The sequence below is a fragment of the Variovorax sp. GW821-FHT10C12 genome, assembly GCF_059415405.1.
On record NZ_JBWKNE010000001.1, the window covers coordinates 2,596,100 to 2,611,172 of the forward strand.

The window sequence follows — 15,073 nt, forward strand, 5'->3', positions numbered from 1 at the left end:
TGCCTGGCTAGAAACCGCCGCGCCCGCCGCCGCAGATCAGCGTCTGGCCGGTGACGTAGTTCGACTCCGGAATGCAGAACATGTAGACCGAGCCCGCCGCTTCCTCGGGCGTGCCGGGGCGGCCCAGCGGAATCTCGCTGCTGGCGCGCTCGATGGTCTCGGGGCGCACGCCGATGCGGATTTCCTTGCCCTCGATCTGGATCGTCTTGGCTTCCTTCACGGGCTGCGTGAGCCGGGTCGCGATGAAGCCGAAGGCCACGCAGTTCACGTTGACCTTCATGCGGCCCCATTCCTTGGCCAGCGTCTTGGTCATGCCGACCAGGCCCGCCTTGGCCGCCGAGTAGTTGACCTGGCCCGTGCTGCCCTGCGTGCCCGAGATCGAGGAGATGTTCACCACCTTGCGAAACACCTCCTTGCCGTTCTCGGCCTCGGCCTTGCTCACTTCGCGGAGGTACGGCTGTGCGGCACGCAGCACCTGGAACGGCGCCTTCAGGTGGCAGTCCAGGATCGCGTCCCACTGCTCGTCGCTCATCTTCTGGATCACGTTGTCCCAGGTGTAGCCGGCGTTGTTGACGATGATGTCGATGGCACCGAAGGCGTCGAGCGTCGCCTTGACGAAGCTGGTGCCGAAGTCCGGCGCGGTCACGCTGCTGGCGAACGCGACGGCCTGGCCGCCGGCGGCGCGGATCTCGGCCACCACCTCTTCGGCCGGTGCGGCGTCGAGGTCGTTGACCACCACCTTGGCGCCTTCATGGGCGAGCTTCAGCGCGATGCACCGGCCGATGCCGCGTCCTGCGCCGGTGACCATGGCCACCTTGCCTTCGAGATTTCTGTTCATGCTTGCTTTCTCCTGTGGATGAATGTCAAAGGGCGGCCACCACGGCTTCGCCGAGGATCTTCACGTCGCCGTTCTGGTTGGCGCACTGCACTTCGACACGCAGGCGCGGCTCGCCTTCGTGCTCGAAGCGCTCGGTCACGCGGCCGGTGCACAGCGGAACGTCGTGCACCTGCGTGATGCCGGTGAAGCGCACATGCAGGCGCCGCAAGCGCTCCTGCCCCGCCCAGTTCGTGACCAGCCGCCCCACGTAGGCGGCCGACAACATGCCGTGCGCGAACACGTCGTCCAGGCCGGCGTTGCGGGCGAAGTCGATGTCGATGTGAATCGGGTTGTGATCGCCCGAGGCGCCGGCATACAGCGCCAGCGTGGTGCGGGAGATCGCGGGCAGCTGCAGCGCGGGAATGCTGTCGCCCACCTGCAGGTCTTTCAGTGCCGGGGTCGTCATGTGGTCATGCCTCCGCGAGCTGGCGTTGCACGAGGGCCGTGCGCAGGTCGGCGATGTGCACGCCGTCCTGGTTGGTCACGCGGGTCTGCTTCACCAGAAACTCGAGCGCCCCGCCCTTCTTGTCGTAGACGTCGACGATCTTCGGCTCGTAGCTCAGAACGTCGCCGGCATAGGCCTGCGCGTGGTATTCGTAGCTTTGCTCCGCATGCAGCAGGCGCTTCAGGTCGATGCGGGCCAGCTCCAGCAGCACGCGCGTCTGGAACAGCCGGCCTTCCAGGCACGACAGGAAGGTGGGCGGCACGCGCAGCGCGCGATGGCCGGCGTCGCGCGCTGCGGACGCGTCGAAGTAGGTCGCATCGGTCTCGCCGATGGCCTGCGCATACGAGCGCACGGCGCCCTCTTCGACGGTGAGGCTGCGCTTGCCGAGGGCGTGGCCGATGAGGTTGCGGTCGAGCATGTCGCCTCCCCGCTCAGTTGCGGCCGTACAGCGTCACCACGCAGGCGCCGCCGAGACCCAGGTTGTGCTGCAGCGCGAGCGTCACGCCGTCCACCTGCCGCTGGTCGGCCGTGCCGCGCAGCTGGTGCGTCAGCTCGTAGCACTGCGCGAGACCCGTTGCGCCCAACGGATGGCCCTTGGACAACAGGCCGCCCGACGGGTTGGTCACCACCCGCCCGCCGTAGGTGTTGTCGCCGTCCTCGACGAACTTCTCGCCCCCGCCCACCGGGCACAGGCCCAGCGCTTCGTAGGTCAGCAGTTCGTTCTGGGCAAAGCAGTCGTGCAGCTCGCAGACGCGGATGTCCGCGGGGTCGACGCCAGCCTTCTCGTAGACCTTGTGCGCCGCCGCCTGCGCCATGTGGAAACCGGCGTAGCTGATCATCGAGGGCGGATCGAAGGAGGCGACCGGGTCGGTGGTCATCGCCTGCGCAAGGATCTGCACGTCGCTGCGCAGGCCATGCTTCTTCGCGAACTTCTCGGACACGATCAGCGCGGCGGCCGCGCCGCAGGTCGGCGGGCAGGCCATCAGACGCGTCATCACACCGGGCCACATCACCTTGTCGTTCATCACGTCCTCGGTGCTGAGGACGTTCTTGAAGATCGCCAGCGGATTGGCGGCAGCATGCCGGCTGGCCTTGGCGCGAATGGCGGCAAAGGTCTGCATCTTCGTGCCGTACTTCTGCATGTGCTCGCGGCCCGCGCCGCCGAAGGTGCGCAGGGCCTGCGGCAGCTCGGGCACGTCGGCCGTGAGGTCGCTCACGATGTGCGAGACGCGGGCCCGCGTGCGCGGCCGGTCGTCCCAGTGCGACTTGAGCGCGCCGGCCTGCATCTGCTCGAAGCCCAGTGCCAACACGCAGTCGGCGTCGCCCAGCGCCACGGCCTGGCGCGCGAGGTAGAGCGCGGTCGATCCGGTCGAGCAGTTGTTGTTGACGTTGACGACCGGAATGCCGGTGAGACCGACTTCGTACAGCGCGGTCTGCCCGCAGGTCGAGTCGCCGTACACGTAGCCCACGTACGCCTGCTGCACCAGCTCGTAGCCGATGCCTGCATCGGCCAGCGCGCGGCGCACCGCGTCGGCGCCCATGTCGGTGTAACTCGGGCTCGCGCCGGGCTTGGCAAACGGGATCATGCCGACACCGCCGACCAGGACTTTTTCACTCATGGTTTCTCCAGTTCAGTAAAGGGGAAAGAAGGAAGGAAAGTTGCGGGCAGCGCTGCGCCTACAACTTGCGTGCGATGAGGTCGCGCATGACCTCGTTGGCGCCGCCCACCACGCGCGAGACGCGGTAGTCGGTGAAGGCGCGTGCGATGGGGTACTCCAGCATGTAGCCGTAGCCGCCGTGCAGCTGCACCATGTCGTCCAGGCACTTCCACAGCGCCTCGGTGGCGTACATCTTGGCGATGGCTGCCTCCTGCACGCTGAGCTTGCGGCGCAGGTGTTCGCCCAGGTAGTAGTCGACCAAGGTGCGCACGGCCACCGACTGCGCCTTGACGTCGGCCAGCTTGAACTTCGTGTTCTGGAAGTCCCACACGGTCTGGTTGAAGGCCCGGCGGTCCTTCACGTACTCGAGCGTGAGGCCGAGCAGGCGCTCCAGCGCAACAGCGGCATACAGGGCGATGATCAGGCGCTCCTGCGCCAGCTCCTGCATGAGGTAGGCGAAGCCCTGGTTCTCTTCGCCCAGGCGATTGGCCACGGGAACGCGCACGTTGTCGAAGAACAGCTCAGCGGTGTCGGCCGCGGGCTGCCCCACCTTGTCGAGCTTGCGGCCGCGGCGAAAGCCTGCGCGGTCGGCCTCGACCATGATCAGGCTCACGCCCTTGGCGCCGGCGGCCGGATCGGTCTTGCACACCAGCAGCACCATGTCGCAGCTCAGGCCGTTGCTGATGAAGATCTTGCTGCCGTTGATGACGTAGTCGTCGCCGTCGCGCACGGCGGTGGTGCGGATCGCCTTCACGTCGGAGCCGCCGCCCGGCTCGGTGATGCCCACCGCCAGAATCTGCTCGCCGCGGCAGATGCCGGGCAGCCACTTCTGCTTCTGCGCTTCGGTGCCCAGGCGCACGATGTACGGCGCAATGATGTCGGAGTGCAGCGAGAACCCCGCGCCCGACACACCCGCGCGGTGCACCTCTTCGAGCACCACCGCCGCATGGCCGAAGTCGCCGCCACCGCCGCCGTACTCGGCCGGCACTGTCACGCACAACAGGCCCTCGCGGCCGGCCTTGAGCCAGGTCTCGCGGTCGATCCGGCCGGCCTGGTCCCACGCCGCCTGGCGCGGCACGCACTCGCGTTCAAAGAAGCGCTGTGCGCTGGGCCTGAGCATTTCGTGGTCTTCGCGAAAGACCGTGCGATTCACATCCACTGGGAGCTCCTCTCGATGCGTCTGTTGATGGAACTGCGGCGTTGGGAAACTGGGCCGCCCTGGGGTTCATGATCGCCACTCGCCGCGCAAGATTCACTAGCCGTAATGGCGAGTCGGCGCACGCATTCAGTCCATCTTTGCGCCCGAGATCCGCACGAGCTTCTCGATGACCGGCCCGCTGGCTTCAAAGCCTTCGCGCGCCTCCTTGGCACTGTTGCCAACGCCGATCAGGCCGAAGACCTGGAACCGTGCCCTGAGCTGCACGGTTTGAATGGCCGCCCTCGCCTCCTTCTCCAGGCGGGCGAGCACGGGCGCCGGGGTGCCCGCGGCCACCATCATGGTCAGCCCGCCGATGATCTTGAACTCCGGGTCGCGAAAGCCGGCCTCGATCAGCGTCGGCACGCCCGGCAGGTCGTCGAGCCGCTGCTCGCCCACCACGGCCAGCGGCCGCAACTGGCCGCTCGCGACGTGCGGCGACAGGGAGCCGGCCGTGGCGAAGGCCCAGGGGATGTGCCCGCCGATGAGGTCCTGGATCATGGGCGCCTCGCCCTTGTAGGGCACATGCGACATGCCGAGTTGCCGTGATTCGCCGAGGTAGGAACTCATCAGGTGCCCGGACGAGCCCACGCCATAGGAGCCGTAGCTGACCTTGCCCTTGTTGGACCTGGCCCATGCAATGAACTCCGTCATGTTCCTGGCAGGCACATCCTTGTGCACTGCCAGCACCAGGCTCGCATCGCAGATGTGCGTCACGAAGGCGAGGTCCCTGCGCACGTCGTAGGGCACCTTCGAGAAGGTGTGGTGCGCGTAGTAGATGGGCGTGGTGTGCGTCACCAGCAGCGTGTAGCCATCGGCGGGCGCACGCGCGACAAGCTGCGTGGCCAGCATGCCTGACGCGCCCGGCTTGTTGTCGACGACGATGACCTGCCCCAGCGCCTTGCCCATCGCGTCGGCCAGCGAGCGTGCAATGGCATCCGACGCGCCGCCGGCCGGCGCGGGCACGACCATGGTGATGGAACGGGTCGGAAAGCCCTGGGCGAAGCCCGGAGCGCTGCACGCCAGGGCGGCGGCGAGCACGAAGGTCTGGATGCGGTGCATGGCGGGTTCCTCGCCGGACGCACGGTCCGGACAGATGGCAAGACGGACAGGTCGAACGCGAAAGGGCCGCCGGCGCGCTACTCCGGCTGAAGGCCCGTGGTCGTGATGTAGTGCTTCCAGCGCGCCTGGTCTTCGCGGATGGCCTTCGTGAACTCGGCCGAGGCCGCCGGGTAGGCCGCCGTGCCGCGCCGCGCGAAATGCGCCTGGGCTTCAGGCGACGCGACGAACTCCACGGCCAGCAGCGAGAGCTTGTCCACGATGGGCCGCGGCGTGCCGGCCGGCGCGAACAGGCCCAGCCAGCTCGTCAGGGTGGCATCGCCCAGGCCCAGTTCGCCCAGCGTGGGCACATCGGGCAGCGCCGCAACGCGCACCGGGCTCGACACCGCCAGTGCCCGGAGCTTGCCGCCTTCCACCTGCGGCACGGCCTGCGACACCTCCAGCATCGCGTAGTCGATGGTGCCGGCGAGCAGGTCGGGCAGCATGCCCGACGAACTCTTGTAGGGCACGTCCAGCGCCTGGACCTTCGCCAGGCCGTTGATCGCCGCGGTCATGACCTTGTAGCCCGATGTGCTGGTGCCATAGCTGAGCTTTCCGGGATGGGCGCGCGCGGCCGCCAGCAAGGCGTCCAGGCTGCGGTACGGCGACGTGGCCGGCACCGTCACCACGATGGGGACCACGGACATGCGCGCGATCGGCAGCAGGTCCTTGTTCGCGTCGTAGGGCAGGCTCTTGAACATGTAGGGGTTGGCGGCCACGGCGCTGGCCACCGCCAGCAGCAGCGTGTAGCCGTCGGGCGCCGCCTTGGCCACGTGGTCCGACGCCAGGATGCTGTTGGCGCCGGGCCGGTTCTCCACATAGAACGACTTGCCGGTCTTGTCGCTGAGGTACTTGGCGGCCAGCCGGGTGAAGTCATCGACCCCGGTGCCCGCGCCGCTGACCGACACGATGCGCACCGGCCGGTCGGGGTAAGCCGCGGGCTGCGCCGTCGCCGATGCGGCAAGGCCCAGCAAGGCCCCCCACAGGCTGAGCCGCAGGACCCGCCGGTGCAGGGTGGTGGCATCTTGCGAGTGCGTGAACATGGTCTTGTCTCCTGGTGAAAGTCGGAAAGCCGCAACGACGGGAACCGTCTGAAAACTCAATGCCTGCCGTACAGCGTGACCACGCAGGCGCCGCCCAGGCCCAGGTTGTGCTGCAGCGCCAGCCGCGCACCCTCGACCTGGCGTCGGTCCGCCGTGCCGCGCAACTGGTGCGTGAGCTCGTAGCACTGCGCGAGGCCGGTGGCGCCCAGCGGATGGCCCTTGCACAGCAGGCCGCCGGAGGGATTCGTGACGACACGGCCGCCGTAGGTGTTGTCGCCGTCCAGCACGAACTGCTCGGCACCGCCTTCGGGGCACAGGCCCAGCGATTCGTAGCTCAGCAGTTCGTTGTGCGCGAAGCAGTCGTGCAGTTCGACCACCGGGATGTCCCGCGGATCGACACCGGCCTGCTCGTAGACCGCACGCGAGGCGCGCTGCGCCATGTAGCTGCCGACGAAGCCTTTCATGGTCGGCGGCTCGAAGGACTCCTGCGGGTCCGTGACCATGGCCTGCGCCAGGATCGCGACGTCGGTGCGCAGGCCGTGCCGCCGCGCGAACGCGGGCGAACAGACGACCGCAGCCGCCGCGCCGCAGGTGGGCGGGCAGGCCATCATGCGGGTCATCACGCCCTCCCACATGACCTGGTCGTTCATGACGTCTTCGGTCGTCACGACCTTCCTGAACAGCGCCAGCGGGTTGTTCGCCGCATGGCGGCTGGCCTTGGCGCGGATCGCGGCGAAGGTGGACATCCGGGTGCCGTACTGGCGCATGTGCTCGCGGCCGGCGCCGCCGAAGGTCACCAGGTTGCGCGGGATCTCGCCGGCATCGCCGCACAGCGCGTCCTGGATCGGCAGCACGTCGCCGCGCGGGATCGGGCGATCCGGAAAGTTGGAGCGCGTGGCCCCCGGCTGCATCTGCTCGAAGCCCAGTGCCAGCGCGCACTCGACCTGTCCGCTCTGTACCGCGGCGCGCGCCAGGTAGAGCGCGCTGGAGCCGGTGGCACAGGCGTTGTTGACGTTGAACACGGGGATGGCCGTACGGCCCACGCGGTACAGCACGCCCTGCCCGCAACTGGTGTCGCCATAGACATAGCCGGCGAACGCCATCTGCAACTGCCCGTAGCCGATGCCGGCGTCGGCCAACGCCAGGCGCACGGCATCGCCGCCCATCTCAAGGTAGCTGGGGCCCGCGCCGGGCTTGGTGAAAGGCACCATGCCGACGCCGGCGACCAGAACGTTGTCAGTCATGCGGTTGTTCCTTCGCGATTCAGGAGGTGGACCGCCCGGCCGCCATGCGGTCCCAGTCGTAGCGGAAGGCGCCGTCGCGCGCGAAGTCGGCCACGGCCTGGGCGTGGTAGGGCGTCTGCATGGCCACGGCCTGCGCGCTGGCCTCGGCCGTGAACATCGCGGCGCAGTCGGTCTCGAAACTCCGGTTGACCAGGTTCTTGGTCATGCCGGCCGCCTCGCGCGGGCCTGCGCACAGGCGCTGCGCAAACGCCCTCGCCTCGGCCTGTAGCGCATCGTCCGCATGGACTGCATGCACGAGGCCCCAGGCCTGCGCCTCCTCTGCGCCCAGGCGGCGCGCCGTCAGCATCAGCTCCTTCGCGCGGGACAGGCCCACGATGCGCGGCAGCGTGTGCAGCAGGCCGAAGTCGGGCACGGCACCGAGCCGCGCGAACGAGGCGCAGAACACCGCACGCGTCGACGCGAGCACGAAGTCGGCCTGCAGGGCCAGGCCGAAGCCCGCGCCGTAGGCCGGCCCGTCGACCGCGGCGACGACCGGCACCTCGAGTTCGCGCAGGCGGGTCAGCCACTGGTGCGCCTTGCGCAGCCGGCTGCGCATGTAGTCCGCCGTCGCCACGTTCGGGTCGGTCAGCCGTTCGCGCATGAACTTGACGTCGCCGCCGGCCGAGAAACTGCCGCCCGAGCCGGTGATCAGCAGCACGCGGATCTCGCGGTCGCTCTCGACGCGCGCGATCACGTCGACGTAGTCCATCTGCAGTTCGGTCGACAGCGCATTGCGCAGCGCCGGGCGCTGGTGACTGAGTTCGGCGATGCCGCCTTCGATGCGCAACTGCGACGCGCGCAGGGTTTCGGTGGTGTCGTTCATGTCTGTGGCTCCTGGTTCAGTTCAGGCTTGGCATAGCGCTCGCGCAGCGCGCGCTTGTAGAGCTTTCCGGTGGGAAGGCGCGGCATCTCGTCGATGAAGTCCACCGAGCGCGGCAACATGTAGCTCGCGACCTTGCCGCGCAGGAAGGCGATGAGCGCTTCGGCCAAGGCCGGCGTGGGCGCCACGCCGGGCGCGGGCTCGATGACGGCCTTCACGGCCTCGCCCATCTCGGGGTCGGGCACGCCGATCACGGCGGCGTCCTGCACGCTGGGATGCAGGGCCAGCGCATCCTCGATGGCCTGCGGGTAGATGTTCACCCCGCCCGAAATGATCATGTAGAAGAGCCGGTCGGTCAGGTACAGGTAGCCGTCCGCGTCCAGGTGGCCGATGTCGCCGATCGCGGTCCAGTTCGGGTGCCGTGGATGCTGGGCCGCGCGGGTCTTGCCGGGGTCGCGGTGATAGTGAAAGGGCAGCTTGTCGCGCTCGAAATAGATCAGCCCGTCCTGGCCCGCCGGAAGCTCGTTGCCGTCGTCGTCGCAGATGCGCAGCACGCCCAGCACGGCACGGCCCACCGAGCCGGGGTGCGCGAGCGCTTCGCGGCTGTCGATGGAGGTCAGGCCGTTGCCTTCGCTGCCGCCGTAGTACTCCACCACGATCGGGCCCCACCAATCGATCATGCGGCGCTTGACCTCGGCGGGACACGGCGCCGCGGCATGGATGGCCACGCGGTGGCTGGACAGGTCGAAGGCTTCGCGGGATGCATCCGGCAGCTTCAGCAACCGGATGAACATGGTCGGCACCCACTGGCTGTGGGTGACGCGGTAACGCTCGATCAGCGCCAGCGACTCGACCGCATCGAACTTGGGCATGAACACCACGGTGCCGCCGAAGAAGTGCGTGTTGGTCGCATAGGACAGCGGGGCTGCGTGGTACAGCGGCGCCGTCGACAGGTAGACCGAACCGGCGTCGAACTTGTACCGGTGCATCATCATCAGGCGCGGGTCGGCCACGTCGTCGTCGAAGCGCGCACGGGCCGCCGCGCGCACGATGCCCTTGGGCCGGCCCGTCGTGCCGGAGCTGTACAGCAGCGTGCCGCCCACCCACTCCTCGGCCAGCCGCTGCGCCGGCGCGCCGGCCACGGCCTGCTCGTAGGACTCCCACCCGGGAATGACGCCGTCGATCATCAGCCGCCGCGCGCAGTGCGGCGTGGTGCCGGCCAGCTCGGCCGCGACACCGGCCATCGCGACCGAGGAGATCAGCACCTGCGCACCGCTGTCCTCCACGATGTAGGCCACCTCCCCCGCCGTCAGGAACCGGTTGACCGCCGTCAGCAGCAGCCCCGAGCGGAAGGCGGCCCAGGCCACCTCGAAGCAGCGCATGTGGTTCTCCAGCAGCATCGCGATGCAATCGCCGCGGCGCAGGCCCTGCGCGTGCAGCACCTGTGCGAGCCGGTTGGAGCGTTCGTCCAGTTCGCGGTAGCTGAGGCGCTCGCCGCTGCTGCCGTTGATGACGGCGGGCTTGTCCGGCGTCAGGGCGGCAAAGTCGCCAAGGTAGTTCGCCGTTTTCATGCGGAGCCTCCTCGCGCGGACCGGTGTCCGCAGTCCTTGTTCATGTCAGGCGTTCGACGCGTTCAGCTGGCCGCTCAGGTCGGCGTTCGGCGCCGCGCGCGCGACGAGGCCGGGCAACACCTCGCCCAGCTCGGCTGCGGTCCAGCGGCTGTCCTTCTGCACATGAGGACCGGCGCGCCACCCTTCGGCCACCGTGATGCGCCCGCCCTTGGCGCCGAACACCCGGCCGGTGACGGCGCCCGAATGCACGCTGCCCAGCCAGACGACCAGCGGCGCCACGTTCGCCGCGTCCAGCGGGTCGAACCCGGCGGCGCCGGCCGGTGCCTTGGGGTTGAGCTGGCCGCTCTTGAACAGGTCTTCCGTGAGGCGGCTCATCGCGGTCGGGTAGATCGCATTGACCGTCGCGCCATAGCGTTCCAGCTCGCGCGACGCGACGATGGTCATGTTGGCGATGCCGGCCTTGGCCGCGCCATAGTTGGTCTGCCCGACGATGCCGTACAGGCCGGACGACGAACTGGTGTTGACGACGCGCGCCATGCGCGGTCGGCCGGCCTTGGCCTCTTCGCGCCAGTACGCGGCGGCATGGCGCATCGGCGCGAAGGTGCCGCGCAGGTGGACGCGGATCACGGCGTCGAAATCGTCGATGTCCATGTTCACGAGCGTCTTGTCGCGCAGGATGCCGGCGTTGTTGACCAGCACGTCGAGCCCGCCGAACGCGGTGATCGCGGCCTCGATCAGCCGCCTGGCGCCCTCCCAGTCGGACACGTCGTCGGTGTTGGCCACGGCCTCGCCACCCATCGCGCGGATCTCGGCCACCACTTCCTGAGCCGGACCGTTCATGGCGCCCGTGCCGTCGGGCCTGGCGCCCAGGTCGTTGACGACCACCTTCGCGCCCTGGCGCGCGAATTCCAGTGCGTATTCGCGGCCGAGGCCGCGGCCGGCGCCGGTGATGACGACCACGCGGTCCTTGCAGAGCTGTTGCATCTCCATTCCTTTCGTTTCGCTGGGATCGATGTGCCGGACCGGGCGGTCCGCAGCGGCAGTCGCCTGACAGGCGCTGTCGCATGCATCGATGATGCGAAGCCGAAGGCCGCGAGCCACTAGCCGCGATGGCTAGCCGGTGTTCAGTGCGGCCTGGGGGTTTCCCGGACCAGCGAGAGATCGCGCATGCGCGCGACCGCTTCGTCGCGCTCGGCGACGCCCAGCTTGCTGTAGATCTTGCGCAGATGCCACTTCACGGTGTGGGGCGTGACGCCCAGCACGCGAGCGATTTTCTTGTTGGGCATGGCCTGCGCCACGAGGTCCAGCACCTCGCGCTCGCGCTCGTTGAGCAGGTCGACGGCCACGCCTTCGGCTGCGGCGCTCTTTGCCATGCGGACGGCCGCGCGTGCGCGTCGCGTGGCCGCGGCCGCGTCCAGCAGCCGCCGTGCGTAGAACGCAAGGACCGGGTCGAGCGCCGCATCCGCCAGCAGCGCATCGAGCAGCGACGGCACGTTTGCCGATACGTCCAGCAGGCTGCGTACGAGACCAAGCCGATGGCCCAGCCGCAAGGCTTCGATCGCCTGCTCGCGCGCGGGCCGCGGGTTGCCGCGCCCCGACTCCGCGATGGCCAGTTGCAGCCGAAGGGCCGCGAGGATGCGCAAGCGGCCGGCCGATTCGGTGCACGCCACGAGGGGCTTCAGGCAATCGACGGCGCCGTCGAAGTCGTTCCAGTGCAGGCACATGTCGGCGCGCGCGCGCTCGGTGATACGCCAGGTTTCGGCGGCCGTGCCCTGGCCCGCATCGGCATGGCGCACGTTCAGCACCTTGATGCGCTCGAACACCTGGTCGGCCTGGGCGGTCTCGCCTTGCTTGAGGTACAGGCGCAGGCGCAGGACCAGCGCATGCGCGAGCAGGCGGTCCAGGCTGTGGCGCACGGCGTAGTCCTCCAGGTGGTCCAGGTGGTCGAGCGCTTCGAGGCGCCGGCCCGCCAGCCAGTGCGCGCACGCCAGGACGACGAAGGCGCGCAGCACGGCATCGGGAATCGAGGCGCGCTCCAGCACCTCGATGCGAGGCTCGAGCAGGCTGCAGGCGGCCTCGAGTTCGTTCCACTCGTAGAGCACGTCGCTTTGCAGCCCCGCGGCCATGCTGGCCACGCCGATCCGGGCGGCGCCGTGCCCTTGCGCCTCCTGCAGGACCGCGCGGAACAGGTGCTCCGCCTCGGTCATGCGGCCTTCGAGCGCGAAGCTCATGCCGGCGAGGCAGCGCGCGATCAGGCCGCGCCCCGTCGAGACGCCGTGCTGCTGCGCGGCCTCTTCCAGCAGCGCGCGGGCCTCGGCGTAGGCATCGCGGTACATGTGCATCCAGGCCAGCAGGTGGTTGCGCCCGGCGAAGATGGCCTGCGCGTCGTCGGGAATGGCTTCGAGCTGCGGCGCGATCGCCAGCAGGGTCTCGGTGTCGTCGCGCTGAAGGGCCAGGCCGCCGCGCAGCAGCGTGAGACCCCGGCGCTGCAGTGCGTCCAGCGTGTCGAATTCCGCCTCCAGCTGCGAGATGCTGCCCTCGAGCGCTTCGATGTCGCGCGCATACAGGCGCAGGTAGGCCGCCACGAGCCGCAGCCCGAAGCGCGCCTGCACCTGGGTCGTCGGCAGCCGCCGCATGAGGCCGCCCAGCGAGGTCAGTTCGCCCCGGGCCAGCAGGTCCGGCGCGCAGGCCTCCACGATGTCGGCTGCCGCGTGCGCATCGCCCGCCAGCACCGCATGGCGCACGGCTTCGTCGAAGTGCCCGTGCGCCTCGAACCAGCGCCAGGCCGCGCCGTGCAGCGCACCGCGTTCCTCGCCCGGCAGCCTTTCCAGACGCGCCAGCAGGATCTCGCGCAGCAGCGGATGCACGCGATACCAGGTCTCGCGGTCGTGGCTGCTGACCTGGCTGATGAACAGGTTCTCGCTATCGAGGCGCGCCAGCCGCAACGCCATGTCCGCACCAGCGTGCGGCAGCACCAGCAACGCGGCGCACAGGGAGGCGCAGAAACGGTTGCACAGGGCCAGCCGCGTGAGCAGCGCCAGCTCATCGGGCGGCAGGTGCGCCAGCACTTCGCCTTCGAAGTAGCTGGCAAAGGCCTGCGCGTCGCGCACCTGCACCCGGGCATACGGGGCGCCGCGCTTGGCCTGCATGTCGACCACGAACAGCTGCAGGCCGGCCACCCAGCCATCGGTGAGCTCGTGCAGCACCTGCACGTCGCGCTTGTCGATGCTGGCCAGCTGCTCGCGCAGGAAACGCTCGGTTTCCTCGGCGGTGAAGCGCAGGTCGCGCAGGTCGAACTCGCTCACGAGGCCCTGGGAGCGCAGCCTCGCGAACGACAGCGGCAAGGCGGTGCGCGAAGCGAAGGCCAGGTGCAGCCGCGGTGGTGCGTAGTCGAGCAGCCATTGCAGCACCTGGAAGATGCGCGCGTCCTCCAGGTGCTGGAGGTCGTCGAGCATCAGCACCAGCTCCCGCGAGCGCGACGAGATGGCCTGCACGACCGTGATCACGGCATGCTCGAGCGCCGACTCGTCGCTGTCCCGCCCCATCAGCAGCGCCGCCTCGCGCACAGCGTCGGGATCGACCTCGCCGATGCTGGCCAGCAAGCAGTCGAAGAAGCGTGTCGGCTCGCAGTCTTCGGCGGACAGCGAGAGCCAGGCGACGTCGAAGTCCAGCGCCAGCAGGGCCTGCCGCCAGGCCACCAGCGTGCTGGTCTTGCCGCTGCCCGCGGGCCCCTGCACCACCACGCAGCGCTGGCGCCGGGCCTCCAGCAGCCGCGCCTGCAAGGCGTCGCGCGGCACCAGCCGGCGCGACGGGCGTGGCGGAAGCAGCTTGGTGCTGGCGACCGGTTCGATCCTGCGCTCCGGCACCGTCGCAAGGCTGGGGTTCAAGGATTCATCCATGGACACGAAGGAAGAGACTCCCCGCAGTATGGAGCGCCGATGCGCAAGTCAGCGTCGCGCGGTGCGCCATTCGGCGGCGATGGCGGCGAGGTCGGCGTCCGGCCGTTCCTGGGGCGCCCTGGGCATGGCGGGCACGGTGCGGCTGAAGCGCGGCGCCGGGGCCGGCTGCACCACGCCCTCGACCTCGACGAAAGTGCCGCGCGCCTTCATGTGCGCATGCTGCGGCGCCTCGGCAAAGGACAGCACCGGCGCAAAGCAGACATCGCTGCCTTCGAGCAGGTCACACCACTGTTGCCGCGTGCGCGACTTGAAGCGCTGCGCGATCTGCACCTTGGCCTGTGCCCATGCGCCGCGGTCGTGCTGGTCGCCGAGCGCTGCGGCATCGAGGTCCAGCTTCTGCAGCAGCTGCGCATAGAAGCGCGCCTCGATCGGGCCGACCGAGATCCATCCGCCGTCCTGGCATTCGTAGACCTCGTAGAACGGCGCGCCGGTGTCCAGGATGTTGGTGCCGCGGCGCTCGTCCCACAAGCCCGCGGCGTGCAGGCCGTAGAAGGAGGTGGCCAGCGAGGCCGCGCCGTCGACGATGGCGGCATCGACGACCTGGCCCTGGCCGGAGCTGCGCGCCTCCAGCAGCGCCGCGAGCACGCCCATCACCAGGTAGAGCGCACCGCCGCCCATGTCGCCGGCCAGGGCCAGGGGAATCGAAGGCGCCTGGTCTTTGCGGCCGATGGCGTTCAGCGCGCCGGTGAGCGCGAGGTAGTTCACGTCGTGGCCGGCCGCATGGGCGAGCGGACCGGTCTGGCCCCAGCCTGTCATGCGGCCGTACACGAGGCGCGCATTGCGCGCGAGACAGATCTCAGGACCGAGCCCGAGGCGCTCCGCCACGCCGGGCCTGAACCCCTCGATCAGCACGTCGGCGTTCTCCACGAGTTCCAGCACCTGTTCGACGGCCGCGGGCTGCTTGAGATCGAGCATCGCGCATTGGCGGTTGCGCAGCAGCAGGTTGTATTTGGCCGGGCGCTTGACGCCCAGGTCGGCCGCTTCGGTGCGATCGATGCGCAGCACCGTGGCGCCCAGGTCGGCCAGCAGCATGCAGGCCATGGGGCCCGGGCCGATGCCGGCAAGCTCCACGATCCTGATTCCTTGCAAGGGTCCCATTCGCTTGTCTCCTTCGATGCGTGGCG

Annotated in this window: 13 protein-coding genes; all 13 read right to left on the minus strand. The window is 69.2% G+C overall.

What is annotated here, in order from left to right:
- Positions 1-7 precede the first annotated feature (7 nt).
- Entirely contained in the window at positions 8-838 is an 831-nt protein-coding gene (locus tag AC07OH_RS12210) for an SDR family NAD(P)-dependent oxidoreductase (protein WP_495300823.1), read from the minus strand.
- A 25-nt stretch (positions 839-863) separates the two neighbouring features.
- Positions 864-1,283, minus strand: a complete 420-nt coding sequence (locus AC07OH_RS12215; protein WP_062474016.1) for a MaoC family dehydratase — start codon at positions 1,281-1,283, stop codon at positions 864-866.
- Between the two features lie 4 nt (positions 1,284-1,287).
- Positions 1,288-1,740, minus strand: coding sequence for a MaoC family dehydratase N-terminal domain-containing protein (locus tag AC07OH_RS12220; RefSeq protein ID WP_495300824.1), 453 nt, complete (start codon positions 1,738-1,740; stop codon positions 1,288-1,290).
- A gap of 13 nt (positions 1,741-1,753) precedes the next feature.
- Positions 1,754-2,941: a lipid-transfer protein gene (locus AC07OH_RS12225; RefSeq protein WP_495300825.1), complete on the minus strand. Its 1,188-nt coding sequence runs from the start codon at positions 2,939-2,941 to the stop codon at positions 1,754-1,756.
- Positions 2,942-2,999: 58 nt separating this feature from the next.
- Positions 3,000-4,139: an acyl-CoA dehydrogenase family protein gene (locus tag AC07OH_RS12230; protein WP_492736280.1), complete on the minus strand. Its 1,140-nt coding sequence runs from the start codon at positions 4,137-4,139 to the stop codon at positions 3,000-3,002.
- Positions 4,140-4,265: 126 nt separating this feature from the next.
- The gene (locus AC07OH_RS12235; protein WP_495300826.1) at positions 4,266-5,237 is read right to left on the minus strand and encodes a Bug family tripartite tricarboxylate transporter substrate binding protein; all 972 of its coding nucleotides are present in this window, start codon (positions 5,235-5,237) and stop codon (positions 4,266-4,268) included.
- Between the two features lie 77 nt (positions 5,238-5,314).
- Positions 5,315-6,316, minus strand: coding sequence for a Bug family tripartite tricarboxylate transporter substrate binding protein (locus tag AC07OH_RS12240; RefSeq protein ID WP_062474026.1), 1,002 nt, complete (start codon positions 6,314-6,316; stop codon positions 5,315-5,317).
- Positions 6,317-6,372: 56 nt separating this feature from the next.
- On the minus strand, positions 6,373-7,560 hold the full coding sequence (locus AC07OH_RS12245) for a lipid-transfer protein (RefSeq protein ID WP_495300827.1): 1,188 nt from the start codon (positions 7,558-7,560) through the stop codon (positions 6,373-6,375).
- Between the two features lie 19 nt (positions 7,561-7,579).
- Positions 7,580-8,422, minus strand: a complete 843-nt coding sequence (locus AC07OH_RS12250; RefSeq protein ID WP_495300828.1) for an enoyl-CoA hydratase/isomerase family protein — start codon at positions 8,420-8,422, stop codon at positions 7,580-7,582.
- Positions 8,419-9,990: an acyl-CoA synthetase gene (locus AC07OH_RS12255; protein WP_495300829.1), complete on the minus strand. Its 1,572-nt coding sequence runs from the start codon at positions 9,988-9,990 to the stop codon at positions 8,419-8,421. Before AC07OH_RS12255 ends, AC07OH_RS12250 begins: the two co-directional genes overlap by 4 nt.
- A 45-nt stretch (positions 9,991-10,035) precedes the next feature.
- Entirely contained in the window at positions 10,036-10,974 is a 939-nt protein-coding gene (locus tag AC07OH_RS12260; RefSeq protein WP_495300830.1) for an SDR family oxidoreductase, read from the minus strand.
- Between the two features lie 140 nt (positions 10,975-11,114).
- Positions 11,115-13,877, minus strand: coding sequence for a winged helix-turn-helix domain-containing protein (locus AC07OH_RS12265; protein WP_495300831.1), 2,763 nt, complete (start codon positions 13,875-13,877; stop codon positions 11,115-11,117).
- Positions 13,878-13,937: 60 nt separating this feature from the next.
- On the minus strand, positions 13,938-15,047 hold the full coding sequence (locus AC07OH_RS12270; RefSeq protein WP_495300832.1) for a CaiB/BaiF CoA transferase family protein: 1,110 nt from the start codon (positions 15,045-15,047) through the stop codon (positions 13,938-13,940).
- Positions 15,048-15,073 lie beyond the last annotated feature (26 nt).

Excerpts from the sequence above, each read along its gene's own strand:
- AC07OH_RS12210 (WP_495300823.1), bottom strand. The coding sequence starts at position 838 with ATGAACAGAAATCTCGAAGGCAAGGTGGCCATGGTCACCGGCGCAGGA.
- AC07OH_RS12215 (WP_062474016.1), bottom strand. The coding sequence starts at position 1,283 with ATGACGACCCCGGCACTGAAAGACCTGCAGGTGGGCGACAGCATTCCC.
- AC07OH_RS12220 (WP_495300824.1), bottom strand. The coding sequence starts at position 1,740 with ATGCTCGACCGCAACCTCATCGGCCACGCCCTCGGCAAGCGCAGCCTC.
- AC07OH_RS12225 (WP_495300825.1), bottom strand. The coding sequence starts at position 2,941 with ATGAGTGAAAAAGTCCTGGTCGGCGGTGTCGGCATGATCCCGTTTGCC.
- AC07OH_RS12235 (WP_495300826.1), bottom strand. The coding sequence starts at position 5,237 with ATGCACCGCATCCAGACCTTCGTGCTCGCCGCCGCCCTGGCGTGCAGC.
- AC07OH_RS12240 (WP_062474026.1), bottom strand. The coding sequence starts at position 6,316 with ATGTTCACGCACTCGCAAGATGCCACCACCCTGCACCGGCGGGTCCTG.
- AC07OH_RS12245 (WP_495300827.1), bottom strand. The coding sequence starts at position 7,560 with ATGACTGACAACGTTCTGGTCGCCGGCGTCGGCATGGTGCCTTTCACC.
- AC07OH_RS12250 (WP_495300828.1), bottom strand. The coding sequence starts at position 8,422 with ATGAACGACACCACCGAAACCCTGCGCGCGTCGCAGTTGCGCATCGAA.
- AC07OH_RS12255 (WP_495300829.1), bottom strand. The coding sequence starts at position 9,990 with ATGAAAACGGCGAACTACCTTGGCGACTTTGCCGCCCTGACGCCGGAC.
- AC07OH_RS12260 (WP_495300830.1), bottom strand. The coding sequence starts at position 10,974 with ATGCAACAGCTCTGCAAGGACCGCGTGGTCGTCATCACCGGCGCCGGC.
- AC07OH_RS12270 (WP_495300832.1), bottom strand. The coding sequence starts at position 15,047 with ATGGGACCCTTGCAAGGAATCAGGATCGTGGAGCTTGCCGGCATCGGC.